This window comes from Vibrio harveyi NBRC 15634 = ATCC 14126 = KCTC 12724, assembly GCF_001591145.1.
Lineage (GTDB): Bacteria > Pseudomonadota > Gammaproteobacteria > Enterobacterales > Vibrionaceae > Vibrio > Vibrio harveyi.
In genome coordinates, this window is sequence record NZ_BCUF01000044.1 from 24,354 (window position 1) to 50,278 (window position 25,925).

Below are 25,925 nucleotides of genomic sequence, written 5' to 3' on the forward strand. Positions count from 1 at the left end.
CTTCCGTGCTCCCTTTTGATTTCTCAGCCTGAGAATGGCTTGATTTAGAACAGGTTTCGTTTTGCCCAAGTGATCGCCTGCATTCGATTCTTCACTTCAAGTTTGCGAAAGATACTGTAGAGGTGCGACTTCACAGTGTGCTCACTTACAAACAACGAGTCGGCGATATCGAGGTTAGAACCTCCTTGGCAAAGCGCTGTAAGTACTTGCATTTCACGTCGAGTTAGCTCAATTTCGAGTTTCGTGTCGAGCTCAGAAACCGAGTGATTTAAGTTTACAAGATAGCTCACTAAACGATTGAGTATGTCGCGTGAGAGCCAGTTTTCACCATTCACAACACCTTTTAATCCTCGAATCACTTTGTCAAAATCTTCATCGAAGTAAAACAGACCTTTTAAGTTCGACCAAGAGAGCAGACTCTCGATGCCCAAATTAGGTTCGGCATTAACCAAAACGGTCGCATCAACGTGATCGAGCTCGTTGAGCACGACTTTAACCCCAGAGAGATCTGGCAGTGAACTGTCGACAATAGCAACATAGTGTTCATCGCGATAAACAGGAAGATCAGTACTTGATCCTTTCGCCAAGAGGACTGGTTGACCAAGCTGTTGTTCGATTGTCGTCTGTAAGCCTCTTCCTTGAATGTTGTTGCAAGTGAATAATAAGATGGTGTTGGTGGTTGGATTGTTATTCATCATTAGTGGGCCTCCTGTCGAGACTGCATAAATTCATTTCCTACTTGATGGAAGCGATACAAAACAAGATCTAAGAATCCATCGAAGCAGTGTTTAACCATTGGGTTTTCAAATATTTGAGTGGCGGGTGCTTTGAAGTACGTGACTCGCCGATGGTGATAGAAATCCCGTATAAAAATGTCGAATAAAAGTTGCTTTACCACGGGTTCATGAACCGGAAAGTGGACAACCGCATTCCCCATGACTTGGATGATATCGGTGACTAAAAACTTCAGGATAGAGCGCCCCAAATGCCATAAGCTTAGAATCCTAAATTCAGACCTCAGCTCTTGATAAATAAGGTGTCCGACTAACATGCCTTTACAGTAATACAGGCGTACCTTACTTGAAGATTCATCAAATTGATTGAGCGTATCTGCCATACCGCCTGGGGTGATTAACTGCTTGTGGACTGCATCAATTTGTTGATACTCCGACGCGCTTATTTGATTGAGTGAGCAACTCTTTACATCGGTGACTTGATACTCATAAACAATGTCTTTAAAGCTTAAATAAATGTTTTTACTTTGCGAGGCTTTAACGCGCTTATACTCGCTTGAGGTATATTGATATTGCTCACCAATATAATGAGAGAAGGCGAGCCTTTTTAATAAACTCGGTGTGACTTTTCCGCTTTCCCATTGACTTAATGTAGGTTGATTTAAGCTTTCAAAAGCACTGTAACTCCGTGCTAACTCGTCTGCCAACTGACCTTGAGTTAAACCTCTCTCCTTTCGAATTGTTGCAACAGCATGCGAAAATTCTAACTTGCTAACCATATATCTACGTCCTGAACTCATTATATTTTTGATTGCTTGAAACGACTCGGTATGAGTCGCAAATCTATGTTCTTGATCTTTTAGTGAGATACATCATTTGGTCTGCGTGCTGGATTAAGGAATCGCTGCTATTGCCCTCATAAGGGAAACGTGCAATACCAACACTCAAACCGATGTGAACGTTTTGAAAATGGATAAAAATAGGTGCGCTACACGCTTGGTGCAGCGAAGACTGAAATTGTTCTAAGTCCTTTGTACTTTCTAGCTCAGGGAGGCAAACAATAAACTCATCACCACCTATCCTTGTTGCGAACTGACCACCACTGAGTAGGTTTAAAATACGCTGGGCGGTGATTTGTAGTACTTTGTCTCCGGCGTCATGACCGAATTCGTCATTCACCGATTTAAAGCCATCTAAGTCGATATATAACAGAGTAAACGGTTGAGCTCGTTGTATCTGTTGTTCGATCAACTGATTGCCTTTGAATCGGGAATAACACCCTGTTAGCTCGTCAATCTCGAGCAGTCTTTCTAGTTTTTCAACTTGTTCATATTGCGTTTGCCAGGCGCTAAACCAATAGCACTCGATGGAGCGCAAGCCTTGGTAAATAAAGAGATTGAACAAGTAAAGAAACGTGCTCCGAATGGAGAACTCACTTAAACCCTGTAGTTTAAACAGGTAATTACCTGCGGTTATCAAATCAATGTTAAAGCAGATTGCCATTGATAAGACATATGTGAGTGCCGACCAAAATACGCCAAACTCAATCAGGGTTAAAAGGAGATTCACGGTGACTAACGAAGAGAAGAGAAAGTGCCCGCCTAAGAAGTAATACAGGTAAAAAGTGAGGGTGTAGCCGAGGATCAGAGCGATGACAACAGACTGATGCTTTTGCTCGAGTGCAAATGATTTGCCCACCCAAAGGTAGGCAAAACAGACCATCGCGGAAAATATATAAGGAAGGTATACAACATAATCAACCCCTCTGATTGCACAAGCGACTAAGGTGATAAGAATCCCAAGACTTGTGGAGCGCATATAGTAGCGCGTAAAAATTTTGGTGAACTGCGTTCTGTCCATAGTTATGTCTCAAAGGAACAGCAAATAATGGGCAGTCAGAGAGAGGATTCTGTATGGGTTGAGTGTGGATGGAGGACGAGAGAAACATAGAACCAGCCCCGCATAAATAAGGAAATGCGAGGCGCATATGCTTTTTCGGGCGTTTTTCTCGTCTGCAAGCGACACTGCATTTCATATAGTTGCTCGATACCTACTGCCGTTTTTATAAACTATTCTATGAGGCGGGGTTGCATAAAACTATACGGTTTTCGGGAAAATGCTCCGATCTCAATATGTCCGCGTAAAAAGTGCGTTAACCGGTAAATTATTGAGGAAAAACTAGTACTTAAGTACTATGCGGGGTGATGAAAATGAGTCTTAAGTTTGAGATGTCTACTTGAGTTTTTGGTGGATACGGTAACCTATTGCATAACCAAGATAGAATAAGGCTGCAAGGGTAATAAACGCAGAAATGTAGGCAAACAAGTGATTCAGCCCTAAGCCGAATGACAGGGTAAAAGCAATGCCATTCACGGCTTCCATTGGGATCTTGTACCAAGAGGCGTGTACGGTCGAACCAAAAAGAATAAGGGTTCCGATTAAAAAGAGGGTGCCAATTGAAAGGCCAACCCATCTGCTGCTGTTCATGTTCATCTCAAGAGTTACAGAGTTCGTAACAAAATATTTCAAGGTCAACATTATACAACTTAGTGAGGGGGGAAGTGGTAGCAATATTTGCTTGAATAAAGCAAGAGAACACCGAAGTGTCCTCTTTTTAACCAGATGGCGTTTTAATTATCCAATCCAATTGATGAAGTATGGAATGATCAGTGCGTTGGCTAAGTCGATAAAAAACGCACAGACTAAAGGCACGATGATAAACGCTTGGTGAGAGTTACCGTACTTCTGTGCGACTGCCGACATATTTGCCATCGCCGTTGGAGTGGAACCAAGAGAAATTCCACCAAAACCAGAACAAACCACCGCCGCATCGTAGTTTTTTCCCATCAAAGGGAAAACGACAAAAATCGCGATACAAATAGCGACAAGAAACTGTGCGCCAAGAATGATGAAAATCGGTCCTGCCAAATCCACCAAAGCCCATAGTTGCATACTCATCAGTGACATCGCCAAAAATGCTCCTAACGCCATATCTGCGATCAATGCAACCGCGGGTTTTCTAGCCGGCCAGCGCGTTCCTGTTAGGCGCGGGTAAGAAGCAGGAATCAGGTTAGAAATCAGAATACCAGCAAACAGACAAGTTACGAACAATGGCAGCTCTAACCCTAAACTGCTGACGCCTTCATTCAAGATTGCACCTAAGATAATACATACATGAATCGCTAACATCGCGTCTAAAAAGTCATAGGCATTGATCGAGGGTTGAGGCTCATCTTGCGCGGTACCGACATCCATCTCTTCAACTTTCGCGGGTTTGAGGTTGTGTTTGTTGATCAGGTACTTAGCAATAGGTCCTCCCATCAAGCTTGCTAAGATCAAACCGAATGTCGCACTAGCGATACCGATTTCCATGGCGGTATTTAGGTCAAAAATTTCAGCAATTCTTGGTGACCAAGCGATAGCAGTGCCATGCCCACCAATTAATGAGACTGTGCCACTTAGCAAGCCAACCGCTTCTGGTTGACCGAGCATGGTGGCGATTCCGATACCAGTAAGGTTTTGAATCAACATATAGCCGATGGTGACCGAAAGCAGAATTAATAAAGGCTTTCCCCCTTTAAACAGATCTTGCAAGCTTGCGTTAATGCCGATGGTGGTAAAGAAATACACTAAGAGTAGGTCACGAGTCGCGAGATCGAATTGGACATCAATTTGGGTAACGTAATGAATCACCGCAAACAGTACGGACACCAAAATACCGCCAGAAACCGGTTCTGGAATACTGAACTCTTTGAGGAAAGTGCTCGCTTGCGTTAATCGCCTACCTAAGAATAAAACGATGATTCCAAGAGTCACCGCGAGAAAGGATTCGACTTGTAATACACCGTCGACAAAGTTCATAACCACTCCTGTTCTAATAAAACATGATGAGAGAATTAATCGGTACGTTTACCTCTAAACATACTGACATGTTTGAATGACATCCAGTTGCATACTAATGAATTTGAACCAAGTCGGATTACTCTGAGCATGGTATTCCCATGACAGATAGAAAAGAGGAGTGATACAAGGCTGCGTTAACCTATGCATGACTCCTCGTCGAATCAGCTCAAAAAGCCCCTAATTAAATAGCCAGTAGCTTTCTGGGTTATCAGGGCATTGGTATGGACCACACTCGGCAAATGTACCGATGGCATTAAGTGCGACAACGGAGATAGCCAACAGGCAAGCAATTCGACCAAGGTTGCTCATTTGGTAAGGTTCCGGTGACTCTTCTTTACTGGTGAGCATAAGGATGACCGCCACCGCAAATATAGTCGCGACGAACAAGACAAACGCCCAAGTGTAATAATGCATACCTAAGATAGGGCTACCATAACCAGGCGTTCCCGGAATGACATGCAGTGAGACTTGTCTTAGCGATGTGGCTACGCCATAAAGTGCGCCAATTAGAACCACGCCATAATGTCGAGCGTGCGGACCGTAAACCACATTCAATAGAAAGCCGAACATGATCATGACAAAGCCAATGCGTTGTAACAGACACAATGGGCAAGGCAGTTCATTGAGTACAAATTGCAGAACAAAACCAATTAACAACACGGCGGTCATGCCGAGTAATCCGAGGGTATTGAGTAAAGCCAAATAGTTGCGATTCATATCAACGCCCCCTACAACAAAATAGCTAGAGGGTCGGTTGCATGGTGGTTGAACCAATACAGCCCAATGATCACGGAGGAAGCAAAGAAGGCATAACCCATCGCTTTCTTGCCTAAAAATGCACTGAGCATCGCGATTAACAATAGTACAAAAATTAGTGTCATCATGAGGGAGTTCCTTCCTTACTCTCTGATTTCAATCCTTTTAACTATAGGAAATGCGTATCAATGCGCGACTTTATATAAAAAAAGAGGAGAGGGCAGATTCGAGGTCCCAGATGAATCTGATCCTCTCCCCAAAACCGTTTTTACAAAAACGCGTTACTTACCGTCTTGTTTTGGTGGTTGTTCCAACGCCCAGTCACCGCCTAATGATTTATAGAGTGCGACGGTAACTTGTGCCGTTTGCAATTTGGCAGCAAGCTGACGGTCTTGCATCATGCGTTTTTGTCGCTGTGCATCAAGGACGGATAAGTGATCGATTAAACCTGCGCGATAGAGTGATTTCGCTTTGCTGACCGCGTTGTCCGTTGCCTCCAGCGCTTCTTCAATTCGGCGTTGGTTCTCTTGGCTTCTTCCGTAAGCAAATAGGGTCGAGTCTACTTCTGTAAATGCGGAATCAACGGCGTGTTGGTAAGCCAAGGTGGCGGATTCAAAACGAGCTTGGTTGATTTTCTCTAACGCTTCACCACGACCTCCGTCAAATACATTCCAACTGATACCTGCTGAGCCTACCCAGCCAAATGAATCACTACTGAATAAGTCATCAAAGCTAGACGCTGAAACACCTGGCGCCCCTGTTAGGAAGAACTTCGGATATTGATTGGCCACACTGGCTGCGAGTTCTTCATTGATGGCAGCCATTTCACGTTCCGCAATGCGGATATCTGGTCGACGCTGCAACAGGTCAGAAGGCAGCCCAATCGGTACCACATTTTGCATGGTAGGTACTGTTTGTGTCTGAGCGAGTCGTATCTCGACTTTCGATAAAGGCTCACCAAGTAGTACCGCAATGCGATGCTTGTGCACTTGTTGTGCGATTTCCAATTGAGGGATGATGGATTCCATTGCTGCCAATGTTGCTTTAGCTTGGGCTAAATCGAGCTCGGAACCGTAACCACTGCGAACCACCTTTTCGACCAAATCCATGGTTTTTTGTTGGTCCTCTAGGTTGGATGTTGCCAACGCGAGACGTTCTGTTGCACCTTGATATTGTAAGTAGTTGTGGATCAAATCAGCGGTGAGCAATGTGGTGAGCCCACTCTGATAGATTTCAGCTTGTTCTACACGAATCTTTGCCGCATTAGATTGACGCTCAAGACGCCCAAATAAGTCCACTTCCCATGCGATGCTTGCACCAGCAAAAACGCCATCATGTTGATTATCTAATAGTGTCGTGTTGCCAATCTGTGGCGGTAAACCTGCTGCTGAATCACCAATCGGATTGAGTGCAGGACCCAGCAGAGAATCATTTTTGCTCAGTTGGTAGTTGAAGTAACCCGCGCCAATATTGACGGTTGGTACTTTGAATGACTCTACAACGGTTTTGTAGTTCTCAGCCATCTTGATGCGCTCTGCTGCCACTCGTAACGGGATGTTTTGGCTTTGCATATCAAGGACTAAATCGTTCAGCGTCGGATCATTAAATTCCGTCCACCAAAAGGCTTCTTTTTCGCTAACCTGGCTGACGTTGCTTTGCTCAGCATGAAGATAGGTTTCAGCCATACTTGTGGTTGGCGCTTGGTAGTCGGGACCAACAGCGCAACCGGATAAACTCATTGCCAATACAAGTGGCGCAAGAACGAACTTTTTCATGATTACGCCTCCTTCAGTTTGGCGTCAGTGTGGGTTGTTTGTGGCTTTTCTTTGTATGCCAAGCGATACAGTGCCGGCATGATGAACAATGACAATACTGTCGCTGCTGCCAAGCCACCGATAATGGTTGCTGCCATTTGGTCGAACAATAGGTCTGACAGCAGCGGAATCATTCCAAGGGCTGTTGTTAATGCACCCATAGAAATCGCCATCGTTCGGTTGACGGTAGCCTCCTTAATGGCATCGACTAATGCGCGTCCATTTGCTCGCTCTAGTTCGATTTGATCCATCAATACAATGCCATTTTTAATGATCATCCCAGTCAGCGTTACCGCACCAATCAATGCCATAAAACCGAATGGTTTATCAAAGCCAAGCAAAGCAAAGGTTGCGCCCGTTGCGGCCAATGGCAAAGTCGCAAAAATGATGATTGGTTGTTTAAAGCCGTTAAACATCGCGACCAAAATGATCACCATAATTAACATCGCTTTCGGTAATTGCTTGAAGATATCCGTAACAGCTTTGTGCTCGTCGTAGAACTCTCCACCCCATTCCAAGCTGTAGCCCGCAGGAAGGTGAATGGCTTCAATCTGATCTTTCACAGCATTTCTTACTGTCGCAGGTGTCGAGTGACGTGCGACACCCGCTTGCGCAGTGATGGTTTTTACTCGGTTACGACGCCAAATCATGCTCTCTTCTGGTACTAACTCAAAGCCATCAACCACCTGACCAAGAGGTACGCTGTGCATGCCCAGTAGTGAACGTACAGGTAATGTTTCCAGTGACGCCATGTTTTGAGAAGTGCCACGCAGTTGAATTGGAATGAGCTCATCATTGAGATTCATCTGTCCCAAAGGCATGCCGTCAGAAGCACGTTTCAAAGCAAAGGCGATGTCCGCACGGTTGATACCAGCTTGACGCATTTTGTCTTGATTGATGATGGGTTTGAGAACCTTGCTCTCTTGGCGCCAGTCATCACGAACGTATTTTGCATCAGGATGAGTAGCAAAAATGGCTTTTGCTTGATCCGCTAGCTGATGCAGTACTACTTCATCTGGACCAGAGAAGCGAGCTTCGACTGCGTATTTGTCCGAGGTTGCGAGCTTCAGCGCTCTAAAGCGGGGCTCTGCGTCCGGGAATGTGTTCTGCAGCCATTTATCACCACGTTCAACAAGTTGGCTGATGCCTGCGTAATCCTTGGTATTAATTAAAATCTGACCATATGCGGGATCAAACGGTTCGGGTTCTACAGTCACAGAGAATCGAGGTGCACTTGCGCCCATGTAGCTAGAAATACTTTCTACTTCAGGTTGCTTGAGCAGCCACTGTTCGACTTTGCGCATGTCTGCTGAGGTTTGCTCAATCTTGGCGCCATTTGGTAGCCAGTAATCTAGGAACACGATAGGGCGATCCGATTGTGGGATGAAGTTTACCGCTACATAGGGCACGGCAAATGCAGTCACTAAAATCAGCGGAATCAATGCCGTCAGTGCTTTCATCGGATTGTCGACTGTCCAAAACACTAATTGCTTGTATCGGCTTGGTTTGGCATCTTCATCCGCGGGTGTTGGTTTGATGAACATCCAACACATCAATACGGTGAAGGTCATGGCTACCAGCCAAGACAGTAGCAGCGATGAAGCAACAATGTAGAATACTGAACCAGCAAATTCAGCCGAGTCGGTTTTCGAAAACAATACTGGGCTTGCACCCATGATGGCGATGATGGTGGCACCAAGTAGTGGTACCGCCGTTTCCTTGACTGAATCAATAGCAGCACGAGTGCGCTCAATGCCTTTGCTCAGCTTCACGATCATCATGTCAGTGATCACGATGGCATTATCTACCAACATGCCTAGCGCAAGGATGAAGGTACCTAGCGAGACACGATGCAAATCAATTCCCGCGATGTTCATGTAAATCAACGTGAGCAAGATTGTTAGCAACAAGCTTGAGCCAACAATCGTTGCGCTTTTAAAACCCATGAAGACCAGCAGCACCACGAATACGATACCGACACTTTCCAGTAGGTTGCCCACGAAGTCATCAATGGCTTTTTGTACTTCCTCTGGCTGATAAGCGACGGTAGAAATATCGACGCCGAGCGGCAATGTTTGCTCGTAGTTATGGATAATGTCACGAATGGTATCGCCCAGTGACACAACGTTAATGCCTTCAACAGGACTCACCGCCAAAGTCACGGCAGGTTGACCATTAAATCGACTTTCTGTCAGCGCGGGAGTTTGGTATCCCATACTCACTTCGGCGATGTCACCTAAGCGAATTAGACCTGTGCCTAGTTCACTTACGCCACCTTTGATCACCAAGTTGCGAATATCGTCTAGTGATTGAAACTCGCTGGTTTGCGTGATGCGAATACGCTCGGTTCCTGCATCGAATTTCCCCGCTTCAAAGGTCATGTTTTGTGTGCTGAGCTGGTTCCACACTTGCGCAACAGATAAGCCGTATTGTGCTAAACGTTCATCAGGCATATCGATGTGCACGACACGCGGCTGTACGCCGTGAAGTTCGATCTTTTTGATGCCTTTTACTGCCTTAATTTGGCGCTGAAGCTCTTCTGCATAACGACGTAATTCTTCTGGTACTGCGTCTTCACTGTGGATCGAGAAAAGCATGCCGTACACTTCAGAAAACTCATCTTGAACTATGCTGATTTGTGCCGTAGAAGGCAGTTGTAGCTTCACGTCGTTCACTTTACGTCGCAGTAAGTCCCATTGCTGAGGCAACGCTTTTGAATTGAGACTCTCTTTCAAATCGACAAATACCATCGACATTCCAGGACGAGACAATGAACGTAATCGGTTCAGTTCTGCCATTTCCTGCAGCTTAGTCTCAATAGTATCGGTCACTTGCTGTTCGACTTCTTGAGCCGATGCTCCCGGATACAAGGTCACCACGACAGCGGTTTTAACGGTAAAGCTTGGGTCTTCTAATTTCCCTAGGTCGAAGTAGGAGTAAATACCCGCCACCACACTTAAGGCGATGAAGAACAACACGAAAGTACGCTGTCTTATCGCGAATTCGGCTAAATTGATCATGGTTTGAACCTATAGCGTTTTGATGGTTAGGTTTGGCGTGTTATCGCCTGGTTTGAGATAGTGAGTTCCGCTGATAACGACATAGTCACCTTGTTGGAAATCGCCGGAAACACAAGCTTGATGAGAATCGATGGATTGCAAGTTAACGGGTTCACTGTGTACGACAGCATCTCGCACCACGTTGACGTGTAGGGTCTTCTTTTCGCCCAAAATGGCAGAGTATGGGAAGCAGTGGCTTGATTGATTCGGCTGGAACGAAGTCGTTACCGTAACCGCTTTACCATTGAACAAGTTTTTAGAAATAGAATCGATCGCTAGCGTGACAGGATAAGTTTGCTTGATTAAATGCTTCTTCGGAGCAATCTCGGCGACTTTTGCACTGTAGGTTTGCTCAGCACCGTACCAAGAAAGTGCTGCAGATTGACCAAGGTTAAACTGTCGAACCATATTTTCTGGCACATCGATATCCACTTCCCATTGCCCATCTTGCTGAATCGTAGCCACGCTCACGCCAGGCAGGGTTTGTTCGAAAGCATCAATACGGACTTCACCAATGTTGCCAGAAAATGGTGCGCGTAATGTGGTGTAAGTCAGTGCGTCTTCCGCTCGCTGGATGTTTTTTTCTACCACTTTGACAGCGGATAGACTACGTTCATAACCGCTGATGGCACGGTCTAAATTAACGCTAGCAATGGCATTATCGTCAGTTGCTTGCTTAACGCGCTTAAGCTCCGCTTTCGCCAGTTTATGTGCGGACTTTGCCTCCAGCATACGAGCTTGTAGCTCTTCTAATGAGACTTGATAATCGTGTGGGTCAAGCGTAGCAATGACTTGCCCTTTCTCGACATGATCGCCTTTCTTCACCAAAACGCTTTCTACCGTGCCTGGTACACGAAAAGAAAGAGAAGCACTTTCTTTGGCGTGAACAATGCCGCTAAATGATTTGCTTGAGGCGGAGTTGCTGTCCTTTACTTCGACGACTTGTATTGGTCGAGGAGATTCAGGTTCGGCGAATGTGGTTTGGTTTTGGTTACAACCAAGCAGCGCGAGTGTCGCTGCACTTAACGCTGTGGTTTTGAATAGACGGTTCATAAGATGGCTCCCTAATTTTGGTGCCATCATACAATCGAACGCTGTTCAGATAATTACTCGACTCTGAGACTCACTGTCTCAAAAAATGAGACAATAATGTATCTAAACCAATTTGGGGATTTCTTTAATTAGATGCTCAATAAGTAATCGACTCGCTTGGCTTAGGGTTTTAGGTTGAGGGTAGAGTAGCCAGCCAGACTCTTCTGTTACCGAATACTGTGACAATAACTGGACCAAAGTGCCCGATTCTAATTCACGTTTTACGAGTAGTTTGGGCATAAAAGTAATGCCGCGATCTAAGATGGTGGCGTTTTTAATAAAACCGATGTTATTCGAGATAAGCTTGGGACTGAGTTGTACGCTTTGTTCTTGAAAATGCCAGACATTATCAATGTCGCCATTTGGCCAACGGAAGCACACGCATTGATGCGTTTTTAATTGCTCTAGCGTTTCCGGCGTTCCGTGGGTTTGTAGGTAGCTCGGGGAGGCGACCAAGCATCGGTCGAGCGTCAGCAGTTTGCGTGCCACAATATCAGAATCGAATAATGCACCACCGTGAAACGCAATATCCAAGCCTTGTTGGAACATATCATGGAAGCCGTTGTTGATATTACGAATATCTAACTCAACATGAGGGTATTGATCGTGAAAGTCGAACAGAATAGGGCGCACTAGTTCATCGGTTTCAGGTAATAAACCGAGCTTGATTCGACCGCGGACCTCATTGGTATCGTTGCTGACTTGCTCATTTGCAGAGTCGAGCATAGTGAGTGCTTTTTGCAGATTCTCGTAATACGCCTCGCCGTTGTTGGTGAGCGATAAACTGCGTGTTGTTCGATGGAATAGCTGTGCTCCAAGAGATTGTTCTAACTCTCCAATTCGCCGGCTTACATTCGCACGTGGTAAGTCCAGCGCATTGGCTGCGGCGGTAAAGCTACCTAAATCCACCACCTTAATGAACAGTTTGAGATCGTCAATTTTCACTCTGGCGCTCCATGCTTATTGAACACTGTATTAAACCGTGACACTCTAAAGCATCACAAGGTTATGCACAAAACATAACGCGACTTTTGATAACCGTCACTTGTCATCAAATAGAAATAGGGAATTAATGTGCTGAGAGTTATCCAACGCCGTCGAATCAAAAAGGTCATTAAATTACTGTCTGCAAGGCTAATAAAGGGCTATGGTAGTCGTGACTACTTTTCTATTGGTCAAGTTCAGAGCAGTACAACTGAGTTAAGCAAGCGCCAACAACACATTGCTTTGGCGCTTTATGCTAACCCTGAAGCGCTTAACTCAGAAGAAGCTGCTGAAATTCAGTCTCTACGCACTGATGTCGCCAATGATTTTTTCGAAGGTGGTGACTACAACGCGCAAGATGTGGTGAATTTATTGGGCTCTGGCGGCTGGAAGGGAGGACGTATGGATGATGATATGTCCCACCGATTTGGAATGAATAGCCGATACTAAATCTCGTAATCGAATACGATGATGTCTTCAAGCAGAGGTCTAAATACTTCTTTCAAGGCGTCGTGCTCAGGGTGAGGCAGATAATTCTGACGACCTGCTTCATCAGAAAATGTCATCATCACGGCGTGCGTGTAGTCTTTGTTCTTTCCTTCTGGGCTGTTGTTTAAGCCCCACTCAACGTCGGTTACGCCTTCTACTTTCGTTGGCATGGTTTCGAATAGCTCTCGTAATTGCTGAATTTTTTCGCTGGTGGCAGAAGCTTTAAATTTGATGAGTAGAATGTGTCTGATCATGGTTTTGGTCATGTTGTTGTTTTTGAAGAACAACACTATAGCGGGCATCTGCGCTCAAGTTAGCTCTTAGCTTCACAAAATAGGAAAACTAAAACACGAGCACAGTGGCTCGTGCTTTAGTTAAGTTAGCTAGATTATCGGTAGTTAGTGTGAGCGATTAACCTTCGAGACGCTTCACCAAGCAGAAGTGCTTTTTACCGCGTTGAAGCAACCAGTACTGGTCGAACAGTGGGAAGTTCAAGCTTGGTTTTTCTGTATCGATTTTTTCGCCGTTCACACTGATGGCGTTGTTGCCAATTAGCTCACGAGCAACGCGTTTTGAGCTGGCTAGACCGGATTCAACCAGAAGCTCAACCAAGTCTTGCTCAGCACTTTGCATGCTCGGTAAGCCATCGAGTTCCAACTGTTTTAGCTCGCTCAAGCTCAATTGCTGGACATCACCGCTAAATAGCGCTTGAGTGATTCGCTCTGCACTTGCTAATCCTTTTTCGCCATGAACAAAGCTTGTCATTTGTTCCGCTAAGATACGCTGTGCTTGCGGTTTGCCTTTACTCTCTTTGTCTTGTGTTTCAATTGCTGCAATCTCATCGCAACTCAAGAAGGTGTAGTAGCGTAGGAAGTGGTAAACATCGGCATCTTCCGCGGATAACCAGAATTGGTAGAAGGCGTAAGGCGAGGTTTTACTTGGATCCAGCCACACTGCACCTCCTTCGGTTTTACCAAATTTAGTGCCATCGGATTTGGTGATCAAAGGTAAGGTTAAGCCAAATACTTGTTCACCATTTTGACGGCGAGTAAGGTCAATGCCGCTAACAATGTTGCCCCACTGGTCGTTACCACCGATTTGTAAGCGACAGCCGTACTGACGGTTTAATTCTGCAAAGTCGTAAGATTGCAGCAGTGCGTAACTGAACTCGGTGAATGAAATCCCTTGGTCTGGGCGTTGTAAGCGTTGCTTAACCGACTCTCGGCTGATCATGGTATTCACGGAGAAGTGTTTACCCACATCGCGGAAGAAGTCGATCACGTTAATTTGCTTCACCCAATCTGCGTTGTTTACCATGATCATTGGCTTGCTGACTTGGTTATTCATCAATTGTTGAATTTGGTTCGACAGATCTTTTACCCAGCCTGTTACGGTTTCTTCTGAGTTTAAGCTGCGCTCTGTAGCTTTAAAACTTGGATCGCCGATCATACCCGTTGCCCCACCAATCAGGGCGATGGCTTGGTGTCCTGCATCTTGAAAGCGTTTGAGCATAATAAGTGGAACAAGGTGACCGATGTGTAAGCTACCTGCGGTTGGATCGAAGCCGCAGTACAAGGTTTGTGGCTCAGAAAGCAGTTGTTGAACTTGGTCTAAATCGCTCGCTTGGGCAATCAAACCGCGAGCTTGTAAATCTTCAATCAGTGTCATCGTCTTATCTTTATCTGGTTCGGTTGTATTCAGATTAAAAGGCGATGCGGAATCGAGATATATCCCTAAAGGGACAGTTTGTTATCTTGATTGAGTGATCAGGTGGTTGAGAAACAACTGAAAGAACTCGCTTAAAGACGCCACATTCAGTTGTGCGTAGATGCGTTTACGGTGATTCTTGACTGTGCCTTCTACGACATCTAGCTGCGCTGCAATCTCTTTGCTGTCATAGCCTTGCGCGATTAATGCGGCAATTTCTTGTTCTCGATTAGTGAGGACAGTTTCGCCAAAAGATGCCAGAGCGGATTCAATTGCAGTACGCATTTGTCCCGAGTAGGTGGTAGGACTGAAAACTGGCTCGGCGAGTGTAAACTCGGTTTGTTTCCAGTGCTGTCGGCACAAAGACTGAATAATGGCAAAGTAAGATTTGAGCTTGGCTACTTGAGGCTTGGTGAAGCGCTTATCGTCCTGCATAAAACCGAAGTAGAACATCACCCAACGTGTCGGTTCGATTTCGACCAACATGCTGAGTTCATCTTTCCAGCCAGTTTGATGGTAGAACTGCTCGCAGTAGGCTTGATAATCGAGATCGTTGCGCGCGACATCTTTTCTCACCACGTCTTTGAGCGTAAAGATACCTTGTTCTTTGTTAGCGTTAAGTTTTTGATAAAACGGGTCATTTTGAAAAGAAGTCGTGAGATAACGCTGGAACAGTAGCTCGCGTTCATTTTCAATCGAATCATACAGATAGATAGGGTGTTTGCCTTCGCGGTAGCCGAGGATCACTGCGCAATCAAAACTCAGTAGTGAAGCTATCACGCGCATGAGTTTAGGCGTAAAGCTTGGTGAGTTAAGGGCAGATATTGTTTCTGCAAGCTGAGTGTTGAATGCGTCGCTGGGCATGGTGATTCGGGAGTTCGATAAAGGTTGGGGTAAGCATAACGCAATAGGCTGATATCCCAAAGTGATCAGAAAGGGGAGCGTTGTGCTCCCCCTCAATAAATCATTGTCACTAAGAGATTACTGGGAATCGGTTAGCTCTTTATTCACCCAGTATTTTGAGCCAGAAACGTTTGCATCAACTAATAACCCTGTGGTGTTTAGCTGATATACTGCTACGCCGCTGTTGAATTGCGCTGTCATTTCTTCGCCGTCCTCACCAGCGACTAAAGAAGCTTCGCTTGATGCTTCCCAACCTTCTTCGACAAAGGTGTTAAAGTCTTTTTCTTTTTCAAACAGTACGACCTGTTGGTAGAACTTACCACCAACGCCAAGAGCGACGCCCGCACCAAACATATTCATATAAGTACGTTGATCTGTGGACTTGTTGACCGCAACCCCAGAGCCAGAGTTGGTATGGAACATCAGCGATAGTTTGCGTGAATCAAAAACCGCGTAGCCGTATGCCTTGTCGTACAGTGCTTTGGCTTTAGGCTCTTCATTGAACAGTTTGAGAAGTGTGCTATCCGCCATAAGATCAATCGCTTGGCGTGCTTCTTGAGGTGTATCGCCTTCCATCAGTTCGGTGATCTTCTTGTCCGCTTCATCGATCCAACCTTTACTGGTTTCAATGCTTGCGTCGGTCCACTCGCCAGCGGTGTTAATCGCATCTTCTGACCAATTGGTGAAGTCCTCCCAAGCTTGTTTGGAGAAGGCTTTGGTGCTGTCCCAAGTTTCTTTAGCGGTGTCAGAGACGGCATCTCCTAGGTCTGAAAGGCTGTTGGAAATGTCATCCCAGTCTGCATAAGCGGGAGAAGCAAGAAGCGTTAATGCGGTGATGAGAGCAAGAGGCTTTTTCATAGGTCCGTTCTTTTATGAAATCATATCCTTTTATTCTAGGTGAAAATTTTAACAGGGAGAATTGATCAGCTTATTGGGTTGGGATTGCTGTCACGAACTCACGTAGGTTTGACATAATTAAGACACAGTAAAAAGCCCTCAAACTCAGGAGCTTGAGGGCTATATTATCGACAGAGTAGAGTGGCTTATTTGCTCACTTTACCTAGCTTCAACCAGGTATCGATAACCGTATCTGGGTTCAATGACACAGAGCTGATGCCTTGTTCCATTAACCATTCTGCAAGGTCATCGTGGTCTGATGGACCTTGACCACAGATACCAACGTATTTGCCTGCTTTAGTGGCCGCATCGATCGCCATTTGTAGCATGGCTTTCACCGCTGGGTTACGCTCATCGAATAGGTGTGCAACATCGCCAGAGTCACGGTCAAGACCAAGTGTAAGCTGAGTCATGTCGTTTGAACCGATAGAGAAGCCATCGAAGTACTTCAAAAATTCGTCAGCAAGTACCGCATTTGATGGCAGTTCACACATCATGATGACTTTTAGACCTTGGTCGCCACGGCGTAGGTCGAACTTAGCAAGTAAGTCGATAACCGATGCCGCTTCGCTCGGTGTACGAACGAACGGGATCATGATTTCAACGTTTTTCAGACCCATCTCGTTACGAACGCGCTTGATTGCCTGAGTTTCTAGCTCAAAGCAGTCTTCAAACACTGGAGAAATGTAGCGAGATGCACCACGGAAGCCCAGCATAGGGTTTTCTTCATGTGGTTCGTAACCTTTACCGCCAACCAAGTTGCTGTACTCGTTGGATTTGAAGTCAGACATACGTACGATGACGCGCTTTGGCCAGAATGCTGACGCGATGGTCGCAATGCCTTCTGTTAGCTTACTAACGTAGAAGTCGATTGGATCTTTGTAACCACGGATACGTTCAGTGATTTCGGCTTTTAGCTCATCGCTTTGCGCGTCGAAGTTCAGCAGCGCTTTCGGGTGAATACCAATCATCTTATTGATGATGAATTCAAGACGCGCAAGACCGACACCTTCGTTTGGAATCTGAGCGAAGTCGAATGCACGGTCTGGGTTACCCACATTCATCATGACTTTGGTTGGTAGCAGTGGAAGCTCATCAACCGCAGAACGTTTCACTTCGAAGTCCAACTCGCCTTGGTAAACGTAACCCGTTTCGCCTTCAGCACAAGATACTGTTACGGTCTCACCGTCAGTCAGTTTGCTGGTGGCGTCACCACAACCAACGATAGCCGGAATACCAAGTTCACGTGCGATGATGGCCGCGTGACAAGTACGACCGCCACGGTTTGTAACAATCGCAGAGGCTTTCTTCATCACTGGTTCCCAATCTGGGTCAGTCATGTCTGTAACCAGTACATCACCGTCTTGGACCAATGACATTTGGTCTAGGGAGTCAACCAAACGTACTGGACCTTTACCGATACGTTGACCAATTGCACGACCTTCAACCAAAACGTCTGCTTTGTTGCTCAGCTCGTAACGTTCAATTACGTTTTGCTCGCTTTGAGAACATACGGTTTCAGGGCGTGCTTGAACGATGTAAAGTTTGCCGTCGATACCATCTTTTGCCCACTCAATATCCATAGGACGCTGGTAGTGCTTCTCGATGATCATCGCCTGTTTTGCCAGCTCTTTGATCTCTTCATCGTTCAGAGAGAAGGCATTGCGCTCTTCTACAGAGGTATCGATGATCTCAACTTGCTTACCGATCTCTTGGCTATTTGAGTAGATCATCTTGATCTGCTTAGAGCCAAACGTCTTCTTAACGATAGGGTATTGACCCGCTTCTAGCATTGGCTTGTGAACGTAGAATTCATCAGGGTTAACTGCACCCTGAACTACCATTTCACCCAAGCCCCAAGAAGAGGTGATGAATACGACCTGATCGAAGCCAGATTCTGTATCTAGGGTAAACATAACGCCAGAAGAGGCTTTGTCCGAGCGCACCATGCGTTGAATGCCTGCCGATAGCGAGATGCCTCGGTGGTTAAAGCCTTGGTGTACGCGGTATGAAATTGCACGGTCATTGAACAGAGAAGCGTAAACGTGCTTAGTCGCTTCTAAGACTGCATCAATGCCTTTTACGTTTAGGAACGTCTCCTGCTGACCAGCAAATGACGCGTCCGGCAGATCCTCTGCAGTTGCAGAAGAGCGAACAGCAACAGAAATCTCAGGGTGATTATCTGTCAGTTCTTTGTAGTTATCGCGGATGTCTTGTTCAAGATCCGCTGGGAACGGGGCTTCTAATACCCATTGACGAATGGTGGCACCTGTCTTGCGGAGGGCTTCTACATCCTCAACGTCCAGTTCATCAAGTAGTTGGTGAATACGCTCATCCAAACCTTCGTGGTCAAGGAATTGGTTAAACGCATACGAGGTTGTCGCAAAACCGTTTGGTACCGATACACCAACATTGGCTAGGTTAGAAACCATCTCGCCAAGTGAAGCATTTTTACCGCCGACTTTGTCGACATCATCCATGGATAGTCCATTGAACCAGAGGGTGTTCTTTTGCATGTCTTTCTCCAGAAACATTGCAGCTTTGTAGGGATTAATACCAACCTCGAACAGTGGTTATGCATCCTTGCAGGTCAATGTCATTGAAGACGCAGTTTCGAGCTGATAGCAGCCATTGTAGATAAGGGGCGTTAACTACAACTTCCCAACTAGGGCTTAAACGAATTTTCCGACGCAAACATGTATCAACACTTTTCTTGGTTGATATGAAAGGCAAACGATTACGTATTTGCTGAAAAAAACTCCGAAGAATTTTCAAAGCTGTGGGGAACGTAATTGCAAGCCAAACTCATTTATTAATATTATGTAAACCATCCTACTCAAATGAATTTGAAAAATTAAACTAAAATGCAAATAAATAACCAAAGTCGTGATGTATTCTATGTTTCTGACGGAACGGCCATAACATGTGAGACATTAGGACATGTTGTTCTGGGTCAGTTTCCCTTTATTCCTAATGAAAAAACCTTTCCTTTTGTTGAAAGTGAAGACAAAGTTGCCGATGTCATCAAAGAAATCGAGATTTCCTACCAACGTGATGGCGTGAAACCGCTGGTTTTCTTTTCGATTGTTGTGCCAGAAATTCGTGAAGTGTTGCTCAAAGCTCCCGCTTACAGCTATGACGTGCTAGAAAGCATTGTGCAAAAGGTACAAGACGACATTCAGATGGCTCCTCAGCCTAAGATGCAGCGTTCAAGAAGCGTGAGCAAAGATTCCGATACTTACTTTGACCGTATCGCGGCGATTGAGTACACACTTGCTCATGATGATGGTATTACGCTCAAAGGCTTGGAGGAGGCTGACATTATTCTGCTTGGCGTCTCACGCAGTGGCAAAACCCCAACCAGTCTTTACATGGCGATGCAGTTTGGTTTACGTGTGGTGAACTACCCGTTTATCGCTGAAGACGTCAAGATGATGCGTTTGTTGCCGGAGTTCGAAATTCATCGACACAAACTGTTTGGCTTAACCATCAATCCAGAACGTTTGAATGAGATTCGCGAGAACCGCTTATCAGGCAGCGAATACGCGAGTACGGAACAATGCAAACTGGAACTAGATACGGTAGAAGCGTTGTTTAGAAGAGAAGCAATTCCATATATCAATACGTCTTCTTTGTCTGTAGAAGAGATCACTACGCGGATTCTTGAAAGAGCAGGGATGAAGCGCCGCTTGTTCGGCTAAGTTTCCGGTAATAAATCAAAAAAAGAGGAGGCACCTGTGCCTCCTCTTAAATTTAACCTCAAAAGGTCAATAGACCCTAGTAATGCTGAAACATCTTCTGAATATCTTGGTAATTTTTGGTTTGTGTCAGTGATAGCATCAGCAAAATACGTGCTTTTTGTGGATTCAGTGTACCTGATGCCACGAAACCGTACTTATCATCATCAACCTCTGCATCTAAAGTGGTAGAGCCGGTAGGCGTACGAGAACTACGAACAACCAGAATGCCGTCTTTGCTTGCTTTTTCTAACTCATCAAATACCGTGTGGTACAAGTTACCATTGCCGACACCTGCGCTGACGATGCCATCAAACTTCGCATCGACGAATGCTTTAACAGGTAAGCTCGACGCATTTGCATAGTTATAAACGATTCCGACTTGTGGCAACTTATCGAGCTTGGAAACATCGAAGGTTGTTTCAGTAGTGTGTTTACGTTCCGGGCTTCTTTGATATTTCGCATCACTGTTGTGGATATAACCTAGCGGACCAAAGTTAGGAGATTGGAAAGTGCTGACTGATGTTGTGTTAGTTTTTGTTACGTCACGCGCATCAAAGATGGTGTCATTCATCGCAACCAGTACACCACGACCTTGAGAATCTTCGTCTGTTGCTGTGACAACCGCATTGTAGAGATTAACCGGACCGTCAGCACTCATTGCCGTAGAAGGGCGCATTGCACCAACGATAACCACTGGTTTATCGCTTTTTACCGTTAAATCGAGGAAGTAGGCTGTCTCTTCTAATGTATCAGTGCCATGAGTAATCACAATGCCATCCACGTCATCTTGGGCGAGTAACTCATTCACTCGTTTAGCCAACTTAAGCCAGACCTCGTCATTCATATCTTGAGAGCCGATGCTGACCACTTGCTCGCCAGAAATGTCGGCGATCTTCGTCATACTGGGTACGGCGGCGATCAACGAATCAACACCGACTTTACCTGCGGTGTAATTTGATTCTGTCGCAGATTGACCTGCGCCAGCGATAGTGCCGCCAGTCGCCAGAATTTTGATGTTTGGTAAATCGGCATTGGCAAAAGCAAATGAGCTCATGCACAAACCAAGCGTGATCGAACTGAGGCGGAGAAACTTTTTGGTCATAGGAATCACCTGTTTTTGGGTTAGATGTTGGGGGAAACGTTATCTATCCTAAAAACAGAACAGTAGATTTTTTGAGTACAACTTCACCAATTTACAGATGAAAATCGTGATCAACTAATCACTTAAAGAACATTAAATCAAGTGTTTAACCTAATTGGCGTGCTTCATTAACAAGTGAGATGTTCCGGTAATCTGGACAACATTTGATTAATTGTAATTAATTGATTTGTAAGTAAAGACCCTGCGAGAGAACTCGGAGTGACAGTTCACTTGAGTTACCTTTGGTTAGCCATACGAGCTCCAATCTGCTTGTTCAACTGCTGGTTGATGATCGCTGCTTAACTGACGGCAGGTGCGAATTTTTGAAAAGCGACGGTTGGCTTTACTTCTAAATAATCGAGAAAGAGAGGTTTAGGTAGTGGTTTTGAAAAGTAGAACCCTTGAATGTTGTAAAAACCGAGATCGTGCAAGACTTGCAATTGCGCTCGCTCTTCTACTCCTTCGACAATCACTGACATGCTTAGGTTTCTTGTCAGGGTGAGGATTGCTTCCAACAAAGGTTGGATCGTCTGGCCATTACCAAGGTTGTTAACGAATACGCGGTCGATTTTGATGATATCGAATGAATATTGACCGATAAAATCTAAACCCGAATATCCGGTACCAAAATCATCCACCGCAATTCGGATACCAAGTGCGGTTAATCGGTCCAAGTGCTTTCGAAGTACAGCCAGTTCACTCGCGCTGAAGATGGCTTCTTCGGTGATTTCAAACACCAAACGCTCACTAATGAAATAATGATATTTAAGACGCGATTCAACCTCTTGAATAAAGTCTTCTCTGAGGATCAATGAGCGGCTCACGTTGACGCTAATGTAGCGGTCATGGAACGCAAGCTTGTTACTGCTTATCATGCTGATCACTTTATCTAGCACAAGGTAAGTGATCTGATCGATCAACCCCACCTTTTCTGCCAGAGGGATAAAGATACTTGGTGAAATAAACCCTTGTACTGGATCGTTCCAGCGAACAAGTGACTCTCCACCAATAACGCTGCCATCACGTTGATCGACAATGGGTTGATAATGAACGGTTAAGTTACGCCCTTTAATGGCAAGAGCAAGAGAGAATTCTAAGCTATTTTTGGCGAACTTCTTGGAAGAGAAAAATAGGTGAACAATCAACGCACATGCCATTCCCAATAACCCAATCCAAAGCTTGCTACCTAAGAACTGAAAATAGAATGGATAGCTGATTGCAGAGTAGACGGTAAAAGGCAAAATCTCGGAACTGGCTTGTTCCATTCTAAGTGGGTTGAGTGCAATAGAATCTATAGCGGTTTTGTCTGTGATGTCGATTCGGTAATCCATATCACCAAAACGAAATATATCGCTAACGAGAACTTCCAAAACCTCTTTCGGGAAAACAACACTGATTCCTCGTCCTTGTTGTTTGGTGAAAAAGAGAATCAGAGCTTGGTTGTTGGTGAGCGCTCGCTTAGTAAAAGCCAATGTTGCATGCACATCACTGTCACCAAGACGCGTCAATATTGACGAATAGATACTGAAAGACGGGTGGCGTTCGCTACTCGTGCACAACACTTTTCCGTTTTGATCGAAGGTGGCAATGTCTTTTGCCATGCCCAGACCAAAAATGCTTGTCCTGAGATCATGGATAAGCTCGTCGCACGACTTAAGAAAAAAGTTATCGTCTAACAGGTGTGTTAACTGCTCCACGTTATCGTGAAATTCAGACTCAATCGTCAAGATAGCTTCTTCTGTGAGCTTTTTATGATATTGGTGTGCAAAAGGGATAAAAGCCAGCATAGTGATGCTAAAAGAGAGTACACCAACAACTATTAATGCAATGTTGTCACTCCAACTCTTGGACGGATTTTTAAAGAATTTATTGTTCACAGTTATCGGTGCTACCAGCAAGTAATTGCGTAAAACTATAACAAGTGTCTCATTTTTAGGAATTGAACATTTCAAAGTGTGAGTTAGATCTTATAAATTATCTATAAACTACTATTTTAAAATAAAAAGTATGGGTTTCCTTATCTAAATATAAGGCGACCATAAAGCGAGTTTATTCAATTTTAGTTGCTATTTAGGCAACTGGTCGTGCCTGTTCGAGTAGAAATTGGCTGAGATAAAGACGATTTTTTTGCATTATCTTAGGGTGATTTTGATGTGATTTTATTTATTTCTGGGAGTGAAGTTTTTGAGATTAAATACTGGATTTATGAACGATGAAAATGCAGGTTTTTGATGATGAGATAGTCATGAATACGAGTGTTTTTGGTGTTTTTTGCTGAGCTTTTATTTCTCTTTTGAGCTTTATTTGTAACTTTGTGTGGGCGTATAGTTTGTCGATGATGACTGAATGACAGCATACTGTGCTGGAAGCGCACAATGACGGGCTAGAACTAAAAAAAAGCGGCTTTACCCCGGAAAAGATAAAAGCCGCTTGCCAATAGACGTGTTAATTCACGTCTTAGCGCATAATCATTTGTTCACGACCAGGACCAACCGATACCATCTTCACAGGTACACCCATCAGCTCTTCAATACGTAGAACGTATTTTTGTGCCGCGACTGGTAGCTCTTCGAATTTACGACAACCAGTAATGTCTTCGCTCCAGCTTTCCATCTTCTCGTAGATTGGTGCTAGTGCAGCCGTTTGAGGCCAAATTGGGTTTTCGCTGTGCTCGCCTTCGTAACCAACACAGATTTTTAGATCTTTAAGACCAGTCAGACAGTCCACTTTTGTCAGTGCGATTTCAGTCGCTGCTTGAAGCTCAACACCGTTCTTCGTTGCTACTGCATCAAAGTAACCCATGTCACGTGGACGACCTGTTGTTGCACCGAACTCACCCGCTAGTTCACGGAATGCATCTTGCTCTTCCATTGCAGTAATTAGTGTGCCGGTACCTACCGATGAGCTGAACGCTTTTGCTACCGCAATAACACGCTCTGGACGAAGAGCAGGAAGACCACTACCGATACCTGCATACATAGACACAACGTTTGAAGATGTTGTCCATGGGTACTCACCGTAAACAAGGTCACGACCTGCACCTAGCTGCGCTTCGAACAGTAGAGTTTGGTCTTTCGCTTGCAGTTCTTTTAACGGTAGCGTTACGTTGCAGATAGCGTCACGCCAAGGTGCAGTTACTTCTAACAACCAGCTCGCCATCTCTTCAGCGGTTTGTTCAAACTCGAACGTTGGGTAAAGCGCACGTAGTTGAGGAAGTTTCCACTCCATCCAGAATTTGATGCGCTCTACTAGGACTTCTGGCTGCTTCAACCAACCAACTAGGATGCCTTTTTTCATCACACGGTCGCCGTATGCAGGTGCAATACCTTGACGAGTTGAACCGTATGCTTTGTCGCCTAAGCGTTGTTCTTCTAGCGTATCTTCTAGTGCGTGTAGAGGTAGACACAGTGTTGCGCGATCAGAGATGCACATGTTCACTTTAACGCCCGTTTCTTCAACTTCCGCAATCTCCTGAGACAGCGACGCTGGGCTGATTACCATACCCGGACCTAATACTGCTAAACAGTCAGGGTTGAAAACGCCACTTGGTAGCTGGTGTAGCTTAAACGTACCTAGGTCGTTAACTACGGTATGACCCGCGTTGTTACCACCTTGGAAACGAATGCTTGCAGAAGCTTGCTCTGCCAAAAAGTCAACGATGCGGCCTTTGCCTTCATCACCCCAGTTTGCACCCACAACAACGATAGACGACATAATTCATTCTCCAAAAACAGACCGGAAAATCTTAGGATGCTCGCATGAATAAGAGAAATTAATTATACTCATTAACTTGATAAGAAACTCATATCGGGTAATTTTCTATGTTGGATTTGAACTGGTTACGCACGTTTGTCACCTTGGCAGAAGTGAAACATTTCGGAAAAACAGCGATTGAACTGCACATGACGCAGCCAAATGTGAGTCTTCATATCAAACAGCTAGAACAAGCCACTCGCACTAAGTTGATTGAACGCAACCCTGTGCAATTGACCCAAGCCGGAAAGCGTTTGTTAGACACTGCCGAACACATGCTGAATGAGCTGCAAATCTGCCAATCCGACCTCAATGCCATCAATGACTTAACGCAAGGAACGCTCTCGATTGCAGCGAGTGATATTGTCTCGCGCCTATTACTTATCAAGCCTTTTCAACAGTTTAAAAGTGAATATCCTGGAATTGATTTGGCGCTGTTCAACACTACATCATCACAAGCGGTAGATTTGGTAAAAAGTGCTCGTGCAGACATCGGCTTTGTTATTGCGCAGAAAGAGAGCCAACCATTGCACTTTACGTCACTTACTCAAATTCATTGGTGTGCTTTCGGCGATAACATCTTTGATTGGCGAGAAAACAGTGAAGAGAACCAAACATTGATCTTGCTCGGTCACGACACCCGAACGCGCGAGTTGATTGACGCGTCTCTACCAGAGCTAAATCTTCCTAGGCATAGGGTCATGGAAGTTGGCAGTGTTGAAGCTCAAATAGATTGGGCTGAAGCCGGATTTGGAACTGCGATTGTACCTGACTTCTCCCTCGACCCAAGGTTGAAACTCTCGCGAGAAGTCACGCCATTACCTAGTTTCCCCAACACAGATTTTGGCTACATAGTGCGCCAAAACCAAGTGCTGTCCAAAGCCGCAAAACAGCTTCTTAAATGGGTGGCTGATAATGTGTCTGTGGTGGGGTAATACCTAGGGTCTGTTAAT

The 25,925-nt window shown here is 45.1% G+C and carries 22 protein-coding genes; 3 read left to right on the forward strand and 19 right to left on the reverse strand.

Translation table 11 applies throughout. The annotated features are described in order from the left end of the window. Positions 1–44: 44 nt before the first annotated feature. The 11 genes from VHA02S_RS19555 to VHA02S_RS19600 all read right to left on the reverse strand — a co-directional run bounded on the left by VHA02S_RS19555 (position 45) and on the right by VHA02S_RS19600 (position 12,303). The gene (locus VHA02S_RS19555; RefSeq protein ID WP_009700994.1) at positions 45–698 is read right to left on the reverse strand and encodes a LuxR C-terminal-related transcriptional regulator; all 654 of its coding nucleotides are present in this window, start codon (positions 696–698) and stop codon (positions 45–47) included. After that, positions 698–1,513 carry a helix-turn-helix domain-containing protein gene (locus VHA02S_RS19560; RefSeq protein WP_005451271.1) on the reverse strand — a complete coding sequence of 272 codons (816 nt, stop codon included), beginning with the start codon at positions 1,511–1,513 and terminating at the stop codon, positions 698–700. The genes VHA02S_RS19555 and VHA02S_RS19560 overlap by 1 nt, the downstream gene beginning before the upstream one ends. A gap of 64 nt (positions 1,514–1,577) precedes the next feature. Continuing rightward, complete coding sequence (locus VHA02S_RS19565; RefSeq protein WP_009697206.1) at positions 1,578–2,594, reverse strand: GGDEF domain-containing protein; 1,017 nt, start codon at positions 2,592–2,594, stop codon at positions 1,578–1,580. A gap of 372 nt (positions 2,595–2,966) precedes the next feature. Further along, positions 2,967–3,221 carry a hypothetical protein gene (locus VHA02S_RS19570; protein WP_026000163.1) on the reverse strand — a complete coding sequence of 85 codons (255 nt, stop codon included), beginning with the start codon at positions 3,219–3,221 and terminating at the stop codon, positions 2,967–2,969. A 147-nt stretch (positions 3,222–3,368) separates the two neighbouring features. Next, positions 3,369–4,595 carry a sodium/glutamate symporter gene (gene gltS, locus VHA02S_RS19575; protein WP_005451274.1) on the reverse strand — a complete coding sequence of 409 codons (1,227 nt, stop codon included), beginning with the start codon at positions 4,593–4,595 and terminating at the stop codon, positions 3,369–3,371. Positions 4,596–4,814: 219 nt separating this feature from the next. After that, complete coding sequence (locus tag VHA02S_RS19580) at positions 4,815–5,354, reverse strand: disulfide bond formation protein B (protein ID WP_009697204.1); 540 nt, start codon at positions 5,352–5,354, stop codon at positions 4,815–4,817. A gap of 11 nt (positions 5,355–5,365) precedes the next feature. Continuing rightward, positions 5,366–5,521, reverse strand: a complete 156-nt coding sequence (locus VHA02S_RS26215; RefSeq protein ID WP_005451278.1) for a DUF5993 family protein — start codon at positions 5,519–5,521, stop codon at positions 5,366–5,368. A gap of 153 nt (positions 5,522–5,674) precedes the next feature. Continuing rightward, on the reverse strand, positions 5,675–7,168 hold the full coding sequence (locus VHA02S_RS19585) for an efflux transporter outer membrane subunit (protein ID WP_038898787.1): 1,494 nt from the start codon (positions 7,166–7,168) through the stop codon (positions 5,675–5,677). A gap of 2 nt (positions 7,169–7,170) precedes the next feature. Then, on the reverse strand, positions 7,171–10,227 hold the full coding sequence (locus tag VHA02S_RS19590; protein WP_038898786.1) for an efflux RND transporter permease subunit: 3,057 nt from the start codon (positions 10,225–10,227) through the stop codon (positions 7,171–7,173). A gap of 9 nt (positions 10,228–10,236) precedes the next feature. Then, a complete protein-coding gene (locus VHA02S_RS19595) occupies positions 10,237–11,319 on the reverse strand; it encodes an efflux RND transporter periplasmic adaptor subunit (RefSeq protein ID WP_029790137.1) in 1,083 nt (360 codons plus the stop codon). 102 nt (positions 11,320–11,421) lie between these two features. After that, positions 11,422–12,303, reverse strand: coding sequence for a LysR family transcriptional regulator (locus VHA02S_RS19600; RefSeq protein WP_005451283.1), 882 nt, complete (start codon positions 12,301–12,303; stop codon positions 11,422–11,424). Positions 12,304–12,432: 129 nt separating this feature from the next. Between VHA02S_RS19600 and VHA02S_RS19605 the strand changes: the two genes are divergently transcribed. Continuing rightward, the gene (locus VHA02S_RS19605; RefSeq protein ID WP_038898785.1) at positions 12,433–12,792 is read left to right on the forward strand and encodes a DUF6559 family protein; all 360 of its coding nucleotides are present in this window, start codon (positions 12,433–12,435) and stop codon (positions 12,790–12,792) included. Here VHA02S_RS19605 and VHA02S_RS19610 read toward each other — a convergent pair. The 5 genes from VHA02S_RS19610 to ppsA all read right to left on the reverse strand — a co-directional run bounded on the left by VHA02S_RS19610 (position 12,789) and on the right by ppsA (position 18,854). Beyond that, positions 12,789–13,085: a Dabb family protein gene (locus tag VHA02S_RS19610; RefSeq protein ID WP_080640376.1), complete on the reverse strand. Its 297-nt coding sequence runs from the start codon at positions 13,083–13,085 to the stop codon at positions 12,789–12,791. The two genes, VHA02S_RS19605 and VHA02S_RS19610, sit on opposite strands and share 4 nt — an antisense overlap. 157 nt (positions 13,086–13,242) lie before the next feature. Next, complete coding sequence (gene tyrS, locus VHA02S_RS19615; protein ID WP_017819382.1) at positions 13,243–14,499, reverse strand: tyrosine--tRNA ligase; 1,257 nt, start codon at positions 14,497–14,499, stop codon at positions 13,243–13,245. An 81-nt stretch (positions 14,500–14,580) separates the two neighbouring features. Next, positions 14,581–15,402 (reverse strand): LuxR family transcriptional regulator, encoded by an 822-nt coding sequence (locus VHA02S_RS19620; protein ID WP_017819381.1) that lies wholly within the window; start codon positions 15,400–15,402, stop codon positions 14,581–14,583. 117 nt (positions 15,403–15,519) lie between these two features. Continuing rightward, the gene (locus VHA02S_RS19625; RefSeq protein WP_005451293.1) at positions 15,520–16,299 is read right to left on the reverse strand and encodes a lipid-binding SYLF domain-containing protein; all 780 of its coding nucleotides are present in this window, start codon (positions 16,297–16,299) and stop codon (positions 15,520–15,522) included. A gap of 185 nt (positions 16,300–16,484) precedes the next feature. Further along, positions 16,485–18,854, reverse strand: a complete 2,370-nt coding sequence (gene ppsA / locus VHA02S_RS19630) for a phosphoenolpyruvate synthase (RefSeq protein WP_038898784.1) — start codon at positions 18,852–18,854, stop codon at positions 16,485–16,487. 348 nt (positions 18,855–19,202) lie between these two features. Here ppsA and ppsR point away from each other — a divergent pair, with 348 nt between their 5' ends. Then, positions 19,203–20,039, forward strand: a complete 837-nt coding sequence (ppsR, locus tag VHA02S_RS19635) for a posphoenolpyruvate synthetase regulatory kinase/phosphorylase PpsR (protein ID WP_005451298.1) — start codon at positions 19,203–19,205, stop codon at positions 20,037–20,039. Between the two features lie 76 nt (positions 20,040–20,115). Here ppsR and ansB read toward each other — a convergent pair whose 3' ends face one another. The 3 genes from ansB to VHA02S_RS19650 all read right to left on the reverse strand — a co-directional run bounded on the left by ansB (position 20,116) and on the right by VHA02S_RS19650 (position 24,933). After that, complete coding sequence (gene ansB, locus VHA02S_RS19640) at positions 20,116–21,180, reverse strand: L-asparaginase 2 (protein WP_029790131.1); 1,065 nt, start codon at positions 21,178–21,180, stop codon at positions 20,116–20,118. A 338-nt stretch (positions 21,181–21,518) separates the two neighbouring features. Next, entirely contained in the window at positions 21,519–23,006 is a 1,488-nt protein-coding gene (locus tag VHA02S_RS19645; protein ID WP_038898783.1) for an EAL domain-containing protein, read from the reverse strand. 670 nt (positions 23,007–23,676) lie between these two features. Next, complete coding sequence (locus VHA02S_RS19650; RefSeq protein WP_038898782.1) at positions 23,677–24,933, reverse strand: adenylosuccinate synthase; 1,257 nt, start codon at positions 24,931–24,933, stop codon at positions 23,677–23,679. A gap of 107 nt (positions 24,934–25,040) precedes the next feature. Here VHA02S_RS19650 and VHA02S_RS19655 point away from each other — a divergent pair, with 107 nt between their 5' ends. Continuing rightward, the gene (locus VHA02S_RS19655; RefSeq protein ID WP_005451305.1) at positions 25,041–25,907 is read left to right on the forward strand and encodes a LysR family transcriptional regulator; all 867 of its coding nucleotides are present in this window, start codon (positions 25,041–25,043) and stop codon (positions 25,905–25,907) included. The last annotated feature ends 18 nt before the right edge of the window (positions 25,908–25,925 follow it).

Coding starts and splice junctions, on each gene's coding strand:
- VHA02S_RS19555 (WP_009700994.1), bottom strand. CDS start 698: ATGATGAATAACAATCCAACCACCAACACCATCTTATTATTCACTTGC.
- VHA02S_RS19560 (WP_005451271.1), bottom strand. CDS start 1,513: ATGGTTAGCAAGTTAGAATTTTCGCATGCTGTTGCAACAATTCGAAAG.
- VHA02S_RS19565 (WP_009697206.1), bottom strand. CDS start 2,594: ATGGACAGAACGCAGTTCACCAAAATTTTTACGCGCTACTATATGCGC.
- VHA02S_RS19570 (WP_026000163.1), bottom strand. CDS start 3,221: ATGAACAGCAGCAGATGGGTTGGCCTTTCAATTGGCACCCTCTTTTTA.
- gltS (WP_005451274.1), bottom strand. CDS start 4,595: ATGAACTTTGTCGACGGTGTATTACAAGTCGAATCCTTTCTCGCGGTG.
- VHA02S_RS19580 (WP_009697204.1), bottom strand. CDS start 5,354: ATGAATCGCAACTATTTGGCTTTACTCAATACCCTCGGATTACTCGGC.
- VHA02S_RS26215 (WP_005451278.1), bottom strand. CDS start 5,521: ATGATGACACTAATTTTTGTACTATTGTTAATCGCGATGCTCAGTGCA.
- VHA02S_RS19585 (WP_038898787.1), bottom strand. CDS start 7,168: ATGAAAAAGTTCGTTCTTGCGCCACTTGTATTGGCAATGAGTTTATCC.
- VHA02S_RS19590 (WP_038898786.1), bottom strand. CDS start 10,227: ATGATCAATTTAGCCGAATTCGCGATAAGACAGCGTACTTTCGTGTTG.
- VHA02S_RS19595 (WP_029790137.1), bottom strand. CDS start 11,319: ATGAACCGTCTATTCAAAACCACAGCGTTAAGTGCAGCGACACTCGCG.
- VHA02S_RS19610 (WP_080640376.1), bottom strand. CDS start 13,085: ATGATCAGACACATTCTACTCATCAAATTTAAAGCTTCTGCCACCAGC.
- tyrS (WP_017819382.1), bottom strand. CDS start 14,499: ATGACACTGATTGAAGATTTACAAGCTCGCGGTTTGATTGCCCAAGCG.
- VHA02S_RS19620 (WP_017819381.1), bottom strand. CDS start 15,402: ATGCCCAGCGACGCATTCAACACTCAGCTTGCAGAAACAATATCTGCC.
- VHA02S_RS19625 (WP_005451293.1), bottom strand. CDS start 16,299: ATGAAAAAGCCTCTTGCTCTCATCACCGCATTAACGCTTCTTGCTTCT.
- ppsA (WP_038898784.1), bottom strand. CDS start 18,854: ATGCAAAAGAACACCCTCTGGTTCAATGGACTATCCATGGATGATGTC.
- ppsR (WP_005451298.1), top strand. CDS start 19,203: ATGCAAATAAATAACCAAAGTCGTGATGTATTCTATGTTTCTGACGGA.
- ansB (WP_029790131.1), bottom strand. CDS start 21,180: ATGACCAAAAAGTTTCTCCGCCTCAGTTCGATCACGCTTGGTTTGTGC.
- VHA02S_RS19645 (WP_038898783.1), bottom strand. CDS start 23,006: ATGCTGGCTTTTATCCCTTTTGCACACCAATATCATAAAAAGCTCACA.
- VHA02S_RS19650 (WP_038898782.1), bottom strand. CDS start 24,933: ATGTCGTCTATCGTTGTTGTGGGTGCAAACTGGGGTGATGAAGGCAAA.
- VHA02S_RS19655 (WP_005451305.1), top strand. CDS start 25,041: ATGTTGGATTTGAACTGGTTACGCACGTTTGTCACCTTGGCAGAAGTG.